The following is a 14,939-nucleotide window of genomic DNA, read 5'->3' as shown; positions in this document are numbered from 1 at the left end:
ACTCACTCCTGTGCGCGCTCCATCTCGTAGCCCAACCGGTGAGGCATGATGCTCAGCGCCCGGACGATGGCGGCGAGTGCGACGAAGATCCCGACGAGGACGTGAGCGACGCCACCGAGTTTGAGCCACAACAGTGTCGAGGGCCACTTGTGGATCTCCGCGAGTGCCCCGTTGACCGCGGCACCACGTGTCCCGCCGCTCCCACCGGCGAGACTCGTGTCCGGGAACGAGGTGAAGAAGTCGTCCAACAGCGGGTGGAACTCCGTCAACTCGAAGAACAGTGCTGCGCCGACGAGCAGGTAGCCGGTCGCGGCGAATACCGCGCCGACGACGAGCATCTTCTTGATCGAACTGACTGTCGCGTCGATCTCCGTGATCGGTTTTCGAGCTGGGTAGTCTGACATACGCTCGTAATCGAGGAGACGTGCAAATAATCCTACAGCGGATATGTGGTGGCACTACATCGCCAACCAGTCTCTCCGACGCGTCCAGTGGGCCAGCGAGCCGCGACGGTGGGTCTCGACCGGACCGAAGCCGTCGCGAGGTCACCACGAGTCGAACGGACTCGCCTCGGCCCGGCTCACGCGAAGCCGAGACCGCCCAGGAGGAGACGGACACCGACGACGGAGAGCAGCCCCAGAACGACGCCGCGCCTGAGACGCTCCGAGATCGACGTCCGGAGTCGTTTCCCGAGTGCGACTCCGGCGACGGCTGGGACGGCGGCGGCCAGCGAGAGGGCGGCGACCGCGAGGTCGGGGTACAACCCGAGTGTGGCGGCGGCGCCGATCCGGAGGGTGTTCAACCCGAGGAAGACCATCGCAACGACGCCGACGAACAGTCCGTGTGAGAGATCACAGCTCCTGATGTACGCGATCAGCTGGACCCCGACGTTCGTCCCGCCGAACACGAGCCCCGAGACGGCACCGACACCGACCATCGCGGGCGTGCTCTCGACGAAACAGCCCTCCTTCGCGCGGTCGAGTCCGGGCACACGGACGAGGTTCTGGGTCGTCGCGACGAACCCCAGTGAGAGGAGTCCGAGCCCGACGCGGAGTGGCCCCGCGGGGAGCCGGTCGAGCGTCACCATCCCGACCAGCGTTCCGACGAGTGCGGCGGCGAGTAACGGGCCGAACCGACTGCCGCAACTCCGCAACTGCGGCACCGACAGGTCGCGCACGAGCGAGAGGTTGACCGCGAGGATCGGGACGATCATGAACACGACCGCGACGGCGGGCTCGACGCTCGTCGCCAGTGCCATCGTCCCCACGAGTGCGAAGCCGAAGCCGGCGACCCCGTTGATCGTTCCCGCGAGGAACACGACGGCACCGAGTGCGACCATCGAGACGACAGATAGCGACAGTGTCACGATCCGTATCTCGCCGCCGGCACAGTATACCTTTGTGCGGTCGGGCTCCTCGAGGACAGGTCCGCGGTCGTGTCGATCACGGGATCAGTCCTCGAAGTACGACAGGACTCGAGCTTTGGTGTCGGCGAACGACTCGCCGGCCCGGTCGCGTGGCCGTTCTGGCGGCCCCTCGACGACGTCCAAGACCGTCCCCGGGCCGTCGGAGAAGACGACGATACGATCGGAGAGGTAGACGGCCTCCTCGATGTCGTGTGTGACGAACAGGATCGTCTTCTCCGTCTGTCGCCAGATGTCGAGGAGTTCCCCGTGCAGTGTCGCCTTCGTCCGTGCGTCGACCGACGCGAACGGCTCGTCCATCAGGAGGATCGGTGGGTCGACGGCCAGCGCGCGGGCGATCCCGACACGTTGTCGCATCCCTCCGGACAGTTCCTTCGGGTACTGGTCGGCGGCGTCCGACAGGCCGACGAGGTCGAGACAGTGGTCGACACGCTCCGAGATCGTGAACCCGTCCGGCGGTCCGACCTCTTCGAGTCCGTACCGAACGTTCCCAGCCACCGTCCGCCAGGGGAACAGCGCGTCGTCTTGGAAGACCATCCCCCTGTCCGGTCCCGGTCCGGCCACCGGTGCGCCGTCGACCTCGACGACGCCGTCGGTCGCGGACTCGAGGCCGGCGATGATCCGGAAGACGGTCGACTTCCCACTCCCCGAGGGCCCGACGAGCGAGAGGAACTCGCCCGCACGCACGTCGAACGACACGTCGGTCACGGCTCTGACCGGGCCACTCTCGCTCTGGTAGGTCTTCCCGACGCCGGTCAGAGTGATCTCTGTCTCGGTCATCGCCACGCCAACACCCGGGTCTGCCCGATCTTGATCACCCTGTCGGTCACCAGGAACAACACACCGATCACGAGCATGTACGCCATCACGACGTCCATCTGGAGGAAACTCGCCGCGTCCCAGAGGTGTTTCCCGATTCCGGCGACACCCAGCAACTCCGCCGCGACCATGACCATCCACGCCTGCCCCGCCGCGGTTCGGAACCCGGTGAACAGTTGTGGGACCGCGGACGGGATCACGATCTTCCGAACCAGCCGGAGGTCGGTCGTCGTCCCCAGCGACTGTGCGACTTCGATCAACGACTGGTCGACGCCCTCGACACCGCTCTCGGCGTTGTAGTAGTTGATCCAGAACGCGACGATGGCGATGATGAACGCGGCACCGGCGTCGGTCAACCCGAACCAGATCACCGCGAACGGGATCCACGCGAGTGGTGGAACGGGGCGGAGGAACTGTGCGACGGTCCCGACGGTCTGGTCGGCCGTGTCACTCCACCCGACGAGGATCCCGATACTCATCCCGAGGAGACTGCCGACCACCAACCCGGGCACGTAGTGACGGAGACTCTGGAACACGAGTTCGAACACGAGACCGCTGGTCACGTCCGACACCAGCACCTCGGCGACGGCCGGTGGCCGCGGGAGGATGTTGCGTGGTGTGAACAGCGCGCCGACCCACCACGCGACGACGAACGCGACCAACGCTCCACCCTGAAGGATCGCGTCACGTGCGTCTCGGAGGTCGAGGCCACCGGCGTCGGTCAGGTAATCGGCGGTGTCGGCACCGCTAGCCACCACTACTCACCTCCTCGTAGAAGCTCCGGTCGAACACGTCGTCCTCGGAGAGGTCGGTGTCGACGTTCCCGAGCTGCTGGTGGAAGTCGTTGTACACGAGACTCTTGTCGACGATCTTCGCTGGATCACTGATGAACGTCGACGCCTTCGAATTGATCGCCGCCCGTGCGATCTCCGTCGGTAGAACGTCGGTCCCGACGACTTCACTCGCCATGTCGGCGGCCGTCTCCCGGTCGTTCTGGATGAACTCGGTCGCGCGGACGTGGAGGTCGACGAGCGAGCGGACGAGGTCTGGCTGGTCGTCGATCAGCGACTGACTCGGCTGGAGGACAGCCCCGGGTTGTCCCGGCATGATCGGCTTCGCGTACCGGAACGGCTCGACAGTCCCGTCGTCGCGTGCGAGTCGCGTCGCGATCGGTTCGATCACACTCCCGGCGTCCGCGTTGTCGGACAGCAGCGTCGACTGGAGTGCACTCGGGCTCTGCCCGACGATCTTGACCACGTCCGTCGAGAGTCCGAGTTTCTCCTGTAACCAGAAGCGGAGGAACACGTCTGGTGTGCTGCCGGCCGGGAGTGTCGCGAACGTCGGCTTCCGACCCTCCTCCTCGCGGAACCGCTCGAAGGCCTGCTTCCCGTGTTCGTTCCAGTACGACCGGAACGTCTCGCTCCCGACCATCACGTTCGGTTCGAGCACGTTCGCGGCGACGACCTTCGACGCGACACCGTTGGCGATCCCGACGAGTCCGGGGCTGATCCCGACGTACGCGAGGTCGAGTGACCCACTCTGGTAGGCCTGGACGAGCGGCGGCCCACCACCGAACGTCTTCACTTCGATCTCGGCGTCGAGTTCGTCCTCGTACCACCCCTGCTGGTCGATCACGAAGTACTGCATCATCGGGAAGACGTTGATCGTCCCGAGCGTGAGTGTCGTCGAACTCCCGCCACCACCGAGACACCCCGAGAGTCCGGCCGTCGTCCCCGCGACGCCCGCAGCCCCGGTTCGGAGGAGGTCTCGTCGCGATACTGTCGTACTAGTCGTGTCGTCAGTCACGATCTCTCCGTCGTCGCTCCGTACGGTTACGTCTCACAGTGTCGTCGTTCGTTGCCGCCGTCTCTGACGGCCAGTTCGCCGCCGTCATCCTCGGCCGACTACGTCGACCTACACACGACGAGCGTCTCGTCGGCCGTGTCGATGCTAGAGCCTGTCGCCGGTCGATCGGCAGTGGGTGGACCGACTGTCGTCGACCGACAGCACCCCCATCGTCGGCGAGTACGACGAGACCCGCGTCCCGTACGCCGTTCGTCCGTGTGATCCAGTCTGTCGTCACACTGCACACTCGGGGTGGAGTACAAAAACCGTAGCGCGGGTGTGAGCGTCGCCTGCAACTGTCGCCGGGTCTACGTGGCCCCCGTTCGGGTCGACTGCCGGCGGCGTGCGCTACCGGTATATAAACTCTTCCCACCGAGGCGTCGCCGCGGGACGACCGCGGTGTCGTTTTTCGGGTATCTCGCATCGGTCGAGTCACACATGACATCTCTCGTTGCAGGCGTGGTCGGTGGCCTCGTCGCCACCGTGGTGATGACGATCCTGATGAACGTGATGGGCGACGGTGGCCCGCCGCCGACGGCGATGTTCGTCGCGAAGTTCGCTGGCGGTGACCCCGAGGAGTACGCGATGCCGGGGATGCTGTTACACTTCGTCTACGGCATCGGTGCGGGTGCGGTGTTGGCCGTCGCCGCCCCGCTCGTGGGACTCGGGCTCGGATCGATCGCGATCGCCGCGGCTGTCGGACTCGTGTACGGACTCGTCCTGATGATCGTCGGGATGGGCTTCTGGATGCGCGTGGTCCTCGGGATGGAGCCTGACAAGGACATGATGATGATGTTCGGAACGGTCCACGCCGTCTACGGCGTCGTCCTCGGCGGGTTCCTCGGGACGGGCGTCCTCGCCTGATCGGGGCCGCTCGCGGGACCGACCCGACCCGTCGCCGAATCGGCGCCGGAGTGTGGCGCCGCTCGACAGTTCTCTCGACTGGCGGTGTGAACGGAGTCTCGACGCAGTCAGTCGTCGCCGAGATCCGCCCCGTTCCCGGCGTCTGCCCTGTCGAGTTCGACGACGAACACGCTCCCGGGGTGATCGCTCGACGCTCCCTCGGCCGATTTCCCGTCGTCTCCGGGGAGCGGGAACGCCTCGGGGTCTCTGTCTCCGACGGAGACTCGGCCGCCGAACTGCGTCACGAGCCGGTCGACGAGGTACAGACCGATCCCGGAGCCGTCGCTGTCCATCCCCATCTCCCCCTGGCCGAACAGCTCCGTCTTCCGGTCGTCTGGAATCCCCGGGCCGTCGTCGACGATCCGCACCTTGACCGTGTCGTCGGCGACGGCGACGGCGAGTCGGACACAGGGTGTCCCGGCGTCGTTGTGTTGGACGGCGTTGACGACGAGGTTCCGAAAGACCGACTCCAGCAGTGGGGACGCGGCGACCGACACGTCCGTCGTCGCGTCGGGATACACCGCTACGTCGGCCTCGGGGTAGGTCTGCCGGGCCGAGGCCGCCTCGTCCCGCAGGAGTGGTTCCAGCGGGACGGGCTCGAGGTCTGGGTCGGTCTCGCCGGTGATCACGTCGACGTACTCGCGTGCGAGGTCGGTGAGCGAGACGACGTGGTCGCCGTGGGTCCGGATGCGGTCGACGATCTCCGCACGTTCGTTCGGGTCGTCTGCCTCCGGGAGTCGGTCGGCCCACCCGAGGATCACGGCCATGTCGTTGCGGATGTCGTGTCGGATCAGGCGGTTGAGCACCGCCAACTCCTCGCGCTGGCGTTCGAGTCGATCGTGCGCGGCGACGTGGCTGCTCTGATCGCGTACGATCGAGAACATGTGTGGAACTCCGTCCAGTGTGACGCGCCGCGCGTGGACGGACGCCGGAACGGTCTCTCCCGACTCTGTCACGAGTTTCGCACGCGTTCCGTCGGGCAACTCCTCGAAGCGGAACGTCTCCTCGCCGGTCGAGGCTTCGAACAGCGCTCGGTACTGCTCCGTGTCCTCACTCGGGTGGACTTCGGTGACGGGGGAGCCGACGAGGTCGGACCGGTCGTACCCCAGTAGATCCGTCGTCCGATCGTTCACGTCCGTGATCAGCCCGGTCTCGAGGTTCACGAAGAACGTCGGGTCCGGCGACGCGTCCGCCAGCGCACGGTACGTGTCGCCAACCTCCTCGGTCATCGGTCTGGAACAGGGGGTCTCGGACAAAAAAGTGTGGCCGTCCCCCGAGCCGTGACACCGTCGCGTCACGCCGATCTCTCCGGACGGACGCCGTCTGGCGCACAGGCTCGTGCACCGTCGAGTGGGGTCTCGTGCTGGTCGGCGGCGACGTACCGTTCCGCGACGCCGCCGGTCCCTCGTGACATCTGTTGGAACTGGAGCCGCGTGGTCGCGTCCGACACGTCCGTCACGGACGGTCGTCGCCCACGTCCGCATCCCGTCGATCTCGATGAACCCGGTAGAGCGCTCCGATCCGTTCGCCAGACGAGATCTGCGGGAGGCCGCCCTCGAGCAAGTGACCGGCCCCACCGAACGAATTATGTAGTGTCGAGCACCCACGTGGTGTCAAGGACACTTTACGTAAAGCGTCCTTGACAACGACGATCGGAACACACCACTCGGACCAGTTCGGGCGAATCGGACAGCCGACCAGCGACCCCAGACGGAGGAGACGGTGACACAGACAGGCGACGACACGACACAGACCGAGACCGAGAACACGACAGCACAGTCAGCGACTACCGGACTCTGGGCAGCAGACACCGAGTCCTGGGGAGCGACCACAAGCCCTCGGACGGAGGACACAGTCGGCGCCGACGGATCAGTTTCGACGGCGCGTACCGCGTGGACACGGCAGGCAGCGGCGTTCGGAGTGCGGACACTCCGGGAGTTGTTCCGCAACCGCGCGGCGCTGGTCTGGGGACTCCTCGCGCCGGTTTTCTTCTTCCTCGTCTTCGGCGTGGCGCTCGGAGAGCCGGGCGTCGCACGCGGCGCGAACGCGGTCGTCTTCGGTGTCTTCGGCTCCTTCAGCGTCTCGTTGGTGATCTTCGCCACGGCACTCAGTGCAGACCTGAAAGCCAAACGCTACCGCAAACTCCGCTCGTTGCCGGTCGCACCCTCTGCAGACGTGCTCGGTCGGTTCGTCGGCGGGCTCGCGCTCTCCGTCGTCTCGTTCGGTCTCGTGCTGGCAGTCGGTGTCGTGACCGACGGCACGCTCAGGCTCCGGTCTGTCGTCTCCGTCCCCGTCGTGTTGGCGAGTCTGGTGTTGTTCTGTCTGCTGGCGATGGGGCTGGCGGTCCTCGTCGCGTCCGTGCTCGACGACGGCGAGTACGTGGTGGGTGTGACGAACATGGTCACGCTGGCGCTGTTCTTCCTGACCGGGTTCAACGGACTCGTGCCGGGGATGGCTCCCGGGCCACTCGGCGGACTCGTCAACTGGCTGCCGAACTCGCTCGCAACGCGGCTCGCCGTCTACTACCTCGTCCCAGTCGGGTCGGGTGCCGGTACCCCACTCGTCCCGCCCTCGCTTCCGCTCGGCTGGACGTGGGCAGGACTTCTGGTCGCCTACGCGGCGGTGAGTGTCACGGCCGGCGTGATCACGATGCGCCGCGCGATCTACGACGGGGAAGGGGGTGAGTGATATGTCCGAGAACCCTGCGGCAGTCGACGGCAGTTCGGGAGGCACTGGCGCGAACAGTGGGGGCGCTGGTGACACCGGTGGTCCGGGCGAGGGGTCTGGTGACACCGGTGGGCCAGGCGAGAGGTCTGGTGACGCCGGTGGGCCGGGCGAGGTGATCGTCGAAGCCACGGGTCTGACGAAGCAGTTCGACGGTAGTGATCCCGTGGTCGAGAACGTCGACCTGACGATTCACGAGGGAGAGACGACGATGCTCGTGGGACCCAACGGAGCCGGGAAGACGGTGTTACTCTGCTGTCTCGCGGGAGGCCTCGAACCGTCGGCCGGCACGGTCGAGGTGTTCGGGCGCCCCCCGAGGGAGGCACAGTCACAGTTCGTCTTCACGCTCCAGGACGGACTGGCGGTCGACGAGCTCTCGGGGCGAGAGAACGCCGCGTTCTACACGCGCCTCCACCCGGCCGCGACGGACCGCTGGACCGAGGTCGCCGACAGGCTGGCTCTCGACGAGGCGGCTCTCGACCGGCGTGTCGGCGACTACTCCGGGGGCATGACGCGAAAACTCGAACTAGCCGTGACACTGTCCGTCGACGTGCCGCTGTACGTGCTCGACGAGCCGACCGCGGCGCTCGATCCCGGTGCCGTCGAGCGCTTCCACGCGATACTCGACGAACTCGCCGCCGCGGGGAGGACCGTGGTGGCGACCAGCCACGCTCCGCGTGACCTGCGTGTGGCCGACCGCCTCGTCTTCGTCGGTGAGAACGGCCTGCTGGCCGACGGGTCGCCAGAGACGCTGCGTGCGTCCGTTCCGCCGGTCGTCGTCGCCGACGACACACGACGTGTCGAGACCCCCGAGGAGGTCGTCACCGACGGCCGACTGTTCGACACCGACAGCGGCCGACGTGGGTTCCTCGCGTCCGACGCCGACAGAGCGTCTGTGGCAGCCCGCGAAGACGTGGTCGAAGTGACCGACCCGACTGCCGCGGACACGTTCAACTACTTCGTCCACCTGCAGACAGAGCGCGACTACTGATCGGACGGGTGTGAAACCCTGAGAAGTCGACGCACGACCGGGCGGGAGTACGCGATTGCCAACTGGCCGGCTCCACCGAACAGCAGGAGAGAGACCGAGCAGGTACTGCCACGGTTCGGGAACGAAGACGGTGCCGACGGTCAGAGTCACGATCGGAAGTGCAACGATCCGACAGGATCTATCTCCTCGACGGTATCGAACGCGTTGCTAGTCGGCAGGTCCGTTGCCGTCACAGTTTCAAGCGTGCGTGACCGACGGTACAAACGACTACGTAGGACTCTCCACCGGGACAGCACCACGCGGCACGGGAGAGTCCGACACCCACCGAGACACAACATGGCAACAGACACGCACGGCCGCGACACGGAGTCACTGTACAGGCAGCTGTTCGTCGGACTCTGGGTCTGTTCCGGCGTCACGCTCGCGGTCGGCACCACCCTCGGCCACCCGCTGGCGGGAGTCGCGGGGTTCGTCGTCTGCGGCGTGGCGTCGCTCGCACTGTTCCGCAGGTACGAGGGCCCGCTGTTCGACGAGCGTGACGAGGCGAGACAGGCTGCCGCGAGCAAGCGCACTCTCGGAGTCGTCGGCATCTCTTCGGCGGTCGTCTTCCCGACGCTGACAGCCCTGTGGGCGCTCGACGTGATCGCGTGGCCGCGGTGGCTGACGCCCGTGGCGCTGTTCGTCGCCGCGCTCGCCTTCCTCCAAGTCGGGTCACTGATGTACGAGTCGACGACTGACGTGTGAGTAGCCTGCTGTGATCCACCTGTGACTGACGCTCGACCGTTCACTCCGCTCGGATCTGGTGTGGTGTACAGCGATCGACAGTGTGCGGTAGCCCGGAAAGTATGAACAACGACCTCCGCGAACGCCGCGAGCAGCGCGAGTTGACACAGAGTGACCTCGCCTCGGCGGTCGGTGTCACACGACAGACGATCAACAGTATCGAGCGTGGCCGGTACGACCCGTCACTGGAACTGGCGTTCGAACTCGCCGCCTTCTTCGACTGTCGAATCGAAGATCTGTTCCACCCCGACAGTGACGACGAGAGCGAAACGGATTCGTGAAAGTCATGTCCTACCCGTACTCTGTCTGTGTGTTGTCGTACATCGTCTGTGCCTCCCGTCGTGGTGTGTGGTCTCGCTCTGTGTGATCGTGTAGGGTCTGCCGTGTCGTCGCCCTCCGGCAATCTCGACTGTCCCTCTCTGGTCGGCCGCTCACACGTCTGGGTCGTCACCCCCACCCGAGACGGAGTCGATCTCGCGGAGGGCCTCGACTGCCTCGTCCAGTTCGTCGAACTGCGACGGCTCGTCGGACAGTGGAGTAGCGGGCACGGATCGACCGATACTTCGGTCTCCCGTGCGGTGGATTCACGGCGGTGTTCAGATAAGCCGGTTCCATGCAAAAGCGAAGCAACGTAACCACGCGTCGGCTGTCTCTCTAACGGCGTTGCTAAAGCAATAGGGGGAGCTGATAGGTTCTGCGTTTGACTTCTCGAAGGAAAGATTCGACGCTGTTGTGATTACCGGTGCGGACATACCGGAGACCGAGGCCGTGGCGATTGCACGCTTCGTGAAGTTGTGGTGCGCCGTCGACGAGAAACACCGTGTCGTCGACATCGTGTTTCTCACGGTGTTCTGCGAAGAACTTCACGGCGAACGCGTTGGTTCTCGTCGGCTCGAGCTTCGTGTGGAGCAATCCGTTCGAGTCGGGGTCGACAGCAGCGTACAGCCAGTAGTGCTCGTCGTCGAGTTGGATCACGGTCTCGTCGACCGCGACGTGATCCGGGGCCTGTCCCGATCTGGGCTGTAGATCGGCCTTGTGAACCCAGTTGTGAACGGTGGATCGAACACGGTCGACACCAAACACATCGAGAAACTGAACAGTATTCGGGAGTTAGTTACCAGTAAGATACAGCTGAATACCGAGTTTCATCAGCAGCCGTGGTGTCGCTTCTCGCTCCACAAACGCTACGGCGATCTGGTCGAGACATCCACTGAGGCGTGTGTTTTCGAGCATAGACCACTCGGAAAACGCCACGCCTCGTCCTCCAATCCTAATCTGAACAGTGCCCCCCGAGCCGTGACACCGTCGCGTCAGTCCGGTGGTTCGACGCCGTCTTCGATCCAGCGACGAGCGACGTGGACCGGATCGTCGTGTTCGCCGGCTTGGACGACGACGGAGTGATCACCGCCGCGAGACTGTTCGACGAGTCTGTCGATCTGCAGTTGCGATGTCACACTCCCGACGAGCGCGACACTCCGTGTCAGTCCCGACTGTTTCGCGTGTTTCATCAGCTGACCGAGTTCGTCGGTGGCGTCGCGCGGGAACACCTCGAGTTCCCGTTGGTCGGAGAGCACGCCGAAGGCGCCAGGTTGGTCGTCGACGGCCCGTCGCGCGTCGGTACAGAACGTTTCGAGATCAGCGGCGGTCGGTCGGCCGTCGTGTGTGAACCGGAGCCCGTACTCCGTCTCGGTGATCTCGTGAGTCACGCCGACCCCTCCGGACGGACACCGTCTCGCACCCAGGCTCGTGCGACGCCGAGTGGGGTCTCGTGCTGGTCGGCGGCGACGTACCGTTCCGCGACGGCCCCAGTCCCGCGTGACATCTGTTGGAACTGGAGTCGTGTGGTCGTGTCCGACACGACCGTCGCGACGCGGTCGAGTCCCTCACGGTGGCACTCGGTCTTCACTTCGGTCATCACGTCTTTCGCTTTCGGCGACATCGCGTCGAGGTCGCGCATGTCGACAAGACAGTGCCACTCGTCGCTCTCGTGTCCGTCCAGTGCGTCGCGGACGGTCGTCGCCCACGTCCGCATCTCGTCGATCTCGATGAACCCGGTGAAGGTCATCTCGTAGCCGTACTCCGTCGGTGTGTTGTCGTACATCGTCTGTGTCTCCCGTCGTGGTGTGTGGTTTCGCTCTGTGTAATCGTGCAGTGTCCGCCGTATCGTCGCCCTCCGGCAATCTCGACTGTGCCTCCCTGGTCGGCCGCTCACACGTCCGGGTCGCCACCCCCACCCGAGACGGAGTCGATCTCGCGGAGGGCCTCGACTGCCTCGTTCAGTTCGTCGATTTTCGTCGCCTGTTCCCCGTTCGCGGCGGCGATCTGTTCGATCAACTCGTTCACCGACTCCGCTCGTTCGGCGATCTCGTCGACGGTCGCCGTGACCGACTCCGTCGCCTCCGCTTGGTCGTCGGTGGCCGCCGCGATCTCGGACATTCCACTGTCGACCTCTTCGATAGCGGCGGCGATGTCGTCGAACTGCTCGACCACGTGGTCGACGGCGGTGACTCCCTCTCGGAGTCGGTCGGTCGTCTCGGCGAGGTTCTCGACGACACGGTCGGTGACACGTTGGACCGCCTGTACCTGTGACTCGATCTCGCCCGCTCGCTGCTGTGACTCCTCGGCGAGTGATTTGACTTCCTCTGCGACGACGGCAAAGCCATCACCTCCCGTATCTGCCCGGGCCGCCTCGATGTTGGCGTTCAGCGCGAGGAGGTTCGTCTGGTTGGCGATGTCGTCGATGACGGTGACGACCTCGCCGATGTCGTCCACGAGGTCACTCAGCTCTTCGATGTCTTCGGAGACGGTCGTCGCGGCGCTCTCGACGGTCTGGATCCGGTCGGCCGCCTCTCGTGCCGACGACTGGCCACTCTCGGTCTGCTCGCGGGCGGTCGTCGTCACGGACTCGACCTGGTCGGCTTCGGCGGCGATCTCTTCGATCGTCGCGCTCACCGAGGAGAGCTCCTCCGACATCGCCACCGTCCGGTCGGTCTGCTCGGCGACGGTGTCACACGCCCGCGTGGAACTCTCCTCGACGACCTCCGTGGTCGCCCCGATTGGACGGAGGTGTCGTTGCTCGATCTCGTCGAGTTCTGCCTCGAGGTCCTCGCGCGCCACCAACTCGCCATCGACTCTCGTCGTCGGGTCGTCACCCGTCTCGTCTGCGGGTATCTCGTCGTCGACTGCCGTGGCTTCCGTCACGTCTCGACTGTCGTTCCCGTTCTCGCGTGCAGTCGAGTCGACGACACCTGGTGCGTCGCTCGACCGCTCGACACCGCCGTCGGTGATCAGGCGTCGCTCCGTGTCGTCGACCCCGTCCACGTCTGACCACCTCCGGGAGACGAGTCGCGGAACGTGTGTGATCCGTGCCCAGCGTGGGAGAGACAGCTGTCGGAAACGGCTCGAGAGTGGCTGATGGACGAAGACGAACGGCGGTCGATCGGACGGCGACCGTCCCGAAGTCGTCTCGTGGTGCGACTCGCGTGGAACGCGCGACAGGTCGTCGATCTGCGACGGCTCGTCGGACAGTAGGGTACCGGGCACGGATCGACCGATACTACCGTCTCCCGTGGTGTGGGTTCACAGCCCAAACTGTTCGGCTGCCGGCACCTAGAGAAACCCGAGTCGTACCACCAGGTGAACGAAAGTCGCTGGGCGCGGTCACTCGACGAACGAGGCGACGATCTTCCGGTGTGCCGTCCGGAGGTGTTCGCTCAGTGTCGAGACCGAGATACCGAGTGACTCGGCGACCTGTTCGGCGGTTCGTTCGCGTGGCCAGGCGTAGTACCCCGCCGCGTGGGCGGCGGTCACGACTTCGCGTTGTCGGTCGGTCAGTCCGACCTCGTCGGTGTCGACTTCGCCGGTGATCGTCGCCTGTGGTGTGACGGTCTCTTTCGAGACGAGCGTCGCGTCGGTTCGCTCCGTGTAGCGGTCGATCAACGAACTCAGGCTGGCACTGAGCGGTGCGTCGATCACCAGCGTCCCGACACCGTCGGTCGCCGTCGCGGTGCGTGCGGTCCCGCCGGCCGCGATCAACTCGTTCGCAGCCGACGACTCGCGACGAACTTCGAGGTACGTCTGCGTCTCGTCGCTCTCGACGACGGACGCGGATCGCGTCGTGTCGAGCGCCTCGGCGGCCCGAACGGCGGCCGCCTCGTCACCGGTCTCCACCGTCGCGTAACAGAGTACTGTCCCGTCGTCCTCGGGGACGACCCGGTCGACCGAACAGTGACTCTCGACGGTGTCCGAGATCCCGACGGCGAGACAGGCTCTGTCGGTGACTTCGAACTCGAGACGGACGATCCGGTCGGACGTAACCAACTCCTCGATCCGTTTGGCGGCGACGACGTGTCCGAGCGTCTCGGCGAACGAGTCGAGTGCCGCCTCGGCGTCGGCGACGAGTTCGGCACCGTCGGCGAGCGTACACACGACCGCACCGTCGGCGGTGTCCAACCCGCCGAGTGAACAGCCGATGGTCTTTCCGTCTGGGTCTGCACGCTCTCGGAGGGCGTAGATCGCCGGGTCCGGCGAGTCACAGCGGAGTGGTGCCTCGGTGGCGACCGTGGTGACGAAGTCGTCGTCCAACGACAGGTCGTCGGTGCCGACGTGTTCGACGGCGATCTCTCCGTCTCGATCGGCGACAGCGACCGTCTCGACGCCACTGGCCGCCGGCTCGACGACGCGTGCAGAGACGAACTGGTCGGCCCGTGCCAGCGTCCGGACGGCAGCCGCCGTCGCGCCACGTGCCGTGTCCGCGTCGAGTGCCGCTTCGGTCGCGTCGTGGAGTGTCGCGCGGACGTGACGAGCGATCTCGAGGTGATCACGCTCGCGGACGGACGCGTCGAGTTCGTCGTCGCGTGCGATCTGCGTCTCGACCCGCTCGAACTCGGTCGCCACGACGCGTGCCAGTCGACAGAGACACGACTCCACCTCTCGGCCGGGCGCACCACCCGACTCCAGCACGACCGTCAGGACACCGGCGTCACCGACGGGCGTGTGGACGCCCGTGCCGGCGAGTGACTCACTCGACAGGCAGGTGTCCGTCGCGGCGTCGTGGGTGATCTCACCGGCTCTGAACGCACGCCCCGCGAGCGTCTGGCCGAAGTCGAACCCCGGCACGTCCGTGGTCAGTCTGTCACCGGCTTGCGTGACCGCACCGCGGCGCAACCGGTTCGTCTCCGGCTCGTAGAGGTGACAGCACGCTACCTCTGCCTCGAAGGCGTCGGCCACCGCCGTCACGGCGACACGTGCGACGCCGTCGCGTGTATCGGCGCGTCGGAAGGCTGCCGTCGCGTCGGTGACCGCGGTCAGTGTCCTGTCCGTGAGTGAGTCGTCCGTTGGGATGTCCTCCGGCGACGACACCTCCGTCGTCGCGCGCACCGATCCGCCGTCTGTACGGATTCGCGAGGCTGCGGCCGCCCCATCATCGTGGCGGATGTCATCGTCTCTCAT

General features: G+C 65.7%; 16 protein-coding genes and 1 pseudogene. 5 read left to right on the top strand and 12 right to left on the bottom strand.

What is annotated here, in order from left to right:
• Positions 1-2: 2 nt before the first annotated feature.
• The 5 genes from RYH80_RS14635 to RYH80_RS14615 all read right to left on the bottom strand — a co-directional run bounded on the left by RYH80_RS14635 (position 3) and on the right by RYH80_RS14615 (position 4,048).
• Positions 3-404: a hypothetical protein gene (locus RYH80_RS14635; protein WP_370904759.1), complete on the bottom strand. Its 402-nt coding sequence runs from the start codon at positions 402-404 to the stop codon at positions 3-5.
• A 176-nt stretch (positions 405-580) separates the two neighbouring features.
• Positions 581-1,366, bottom strand: a complete 786-nt coding sequence (locus tag RYH80_RS14630; protein WP_370904758.1) for a TSUP family transporter — start codon at positions 1,364-1,366, stop codon at positions 581-583.
• A gap of 84 nt (positions 1,367-1,450) precedes the next feature.
• On the bottom strand, positions 1,451-2,203 hold the full coding sequence (locus RYH80_RS14625) for an ABC transporter ATP-binding protein (protein ID WP_370904757.1): 753 nt from the start codon (positions 2,201-2,203) through the stop codon (positions 1,451-1,453).
• A complete protein-coding gene (locus tag RYH80_RS14620; RefSeq protein WP_370904756.1) occupies positions 2,200-2,997 on the bottom strand; it encodes an ABC transporter permease in 798 nt (265 codons plus the stop codon). The genes RYH80_RS14625 and RYH80_RS14620 overlap by 4 nt, the downstream gene beginning before the upstream one ends.
• Positions 2,990-4,048 carry an ABC transporter substrate-binding protein gene (locus RYH80_RS14615; protein ID WP_370904755.1) on the bottom strand — a complete coding sequence of 353 codons (1,059 nt, stop codon included), beginning with the start codon at positions 4,046-4,048 and terminating at the stop codon, positions 2,990-2,992. The genes RYH80_RS14620 and RYH80_RS14615 overlap by 8 nt, the downstream gene beginning before the upstream one ends.
• 477 nt (positions 4,049-4,525) lie before the next feature.
• Here RYH80_RS14615 and RYH80_RS14610 point away from each other — a divergent pair, with 477 nt between their 5' ends.
• Positions 4,526-4,951 (top strand): hypothetical protein, encoded by a 426-nt coding sequence (locus RYH80_RS14610; RefSeq protein WP_370904754.1) that lies wholly within the window; start codon positions 4,526-4,528, stop codon positions 4,949-4,951.
• 107 nt (positions 4,952-5,058) lie between these two features.
• On the opposite strand, the gene RYH80_RS14605 is transcribed toward RYH80_RS14610, so the two are convergent.
• Both RYH80_RS14605 and RYH80_RS14600 read right to left on the bottom strand, forming a co-directional pair.
• Positions 5,059-6,219: a PAS domain-containing sensor histidine kinase gene (locus RYH80_RS14605; RefSeq protein ID WP_370904753.1), complete on the bottom strand. Its 1,161-nt coding sequence runs from the start codon at positions 6,217-6,219 to the stop codon at positions 5,059-5,061.
• A 65-nt stretch (positions 6,220-6,284) separates the two neighbouring features.
• Positions 6,285-6,449: a hypothetical protein gene (locus RYH80_RS14600; protein ID WP_370904752.1), complete on the bottom strand. Its 165-nt coding sequence runs from the start codon at positions 6,447-6,449 to the stop codon at positions 6,285-6,287.
• A gap of 263 nt (positions 6,450-6,712) precedes the next feature.
• Between RYH80_RS14600 and RYH80_RS14595 the strand changes: the two genes are divergently transcribed.
• The 4 genes from RYH80_RS14595 to RYH80_RS14580 all read left to right on the top strand — a co-directional run bounded on the left by RYH80_RS14595 (position 6,713) and on the right by RYH80_RS14580 (position 9,769).
• Positions 6,713-7,678, top strand: coding sequence for an ABC transporter permease (locus tag RYH80_RS14595; protein ID WP_370904751.1), 966 nt, complete (start codon positions 6,713-6,715; stop codon positions 7,676-7,678).
• Position 7,679: 1 nt separating this feature from the next.
• Positions 7,680-8,705, top strand: coding sequence for an ABC transporter ATP-binding protein (locus RYH80_RS14590; RefSeq protein WP_370904750.1), 1,026 nt, complete (start codon positions 7,680-7,682; stop codon positions 8,703-8,705).
• A 336-nt stretch (positions 8,706-9,041) separates the two neighbouring features.
• Positions 9,042-9,449, top strand: coding sequence for a DUF2178 domain-containing protein (locus RYH80_RS14585; RefSeq protein ID WP_370904749.1), 408 nt, complete (start codon positions 9,042-9,044; stop codon positions 9,447-9,449).
• Positions 9,450-9,550: 101 nt separating this feature from the next.
• Positions 9,551-9,769 carry a helix-turn-helix transcriptional regulator gene (locus RYH80_RS14580; protein ID WP_370904748.1) on the top strand — a complete coding sequence of 73 codons (219 nt, stop codon included), beginning with the start codon at positions 9,551-9,553 and terminating at the stop codon, positions 9,767-9,769.
• A 315-nt stretch (positions 9,770-10,084) separates the two neighbouring features.
• Here the strand turns inward: RYH80_RS14580 and RYH80_RS14575 are convergent.
• From RYH80_RS14575 to RYH80_RS14555, 5 genes and pseudogenes are all read right to left on the bottom strand, one after another.
• Positions 10,085-10,721: pseudogene (locus RYH80_RS14575) on the bottom strand (IS6 family transposase).
• Positions 10,722-10,798: 77 nt separating this feature from the next.
• Positions 10,799-11,194 (bottom strand): hypothetical protein, encoded by a 396-nt coding sequence (locus tag RYH80_RS14570; protein ID WP_370904747.1) that lies wholly within the window; start codon positions 11,192-11,194, stop codon positions 10,799-10,801.
• Positions 11,191-11,589 (bottom strand): hypothetical protein, encoded by a 399-nt coding sequence (locus RYH80_RS14565; protein ID WP_370904746.1) that lies wholly within the window; start codon positions 11,587-11,589, stop codon positions 11,191-11,193. The genes RYH80_RS14570 and RYH80_RS14565 overlap by 4 nt, the downstream gene beginning before the upstream one ends.
• 107 nt (positions 11,590-11,696) lie before the next feature.
• On the bottom strand, positions 11,697-12,809 hold the full coding sequence (locus tag RYH80_RS14560) for a methyl-accepting chemotaxis protein (protein ID WP_370904745.1): 1,113 nt from the start codon (positions 12,807-12,809) through the stop codon (positions 11,697-11,699).
• A 339-nt stretch (positions 12,810-13,148) separates the two neighbouring features.
• Positions 13,149-14,939: bacterio-opsin activator domain-containing protein (locus RYH80_RS14555; RefSeq protein WP_370904744.1), on the bottom strand; the 1,791-nt coding region annotated here is incomplete at its 5' end.

The organism is Halobaculum sp. MBLA0147 (genome assembly GCF_041361345.1).
Lineage (GTDB): Archaea > Halobacteriota > Halobacteria > Halobacteriales > Haloferacaceae > JAHENP01.
This window is presented reverse-complemented; position numbering and strand designations above follow the sequence as displayed.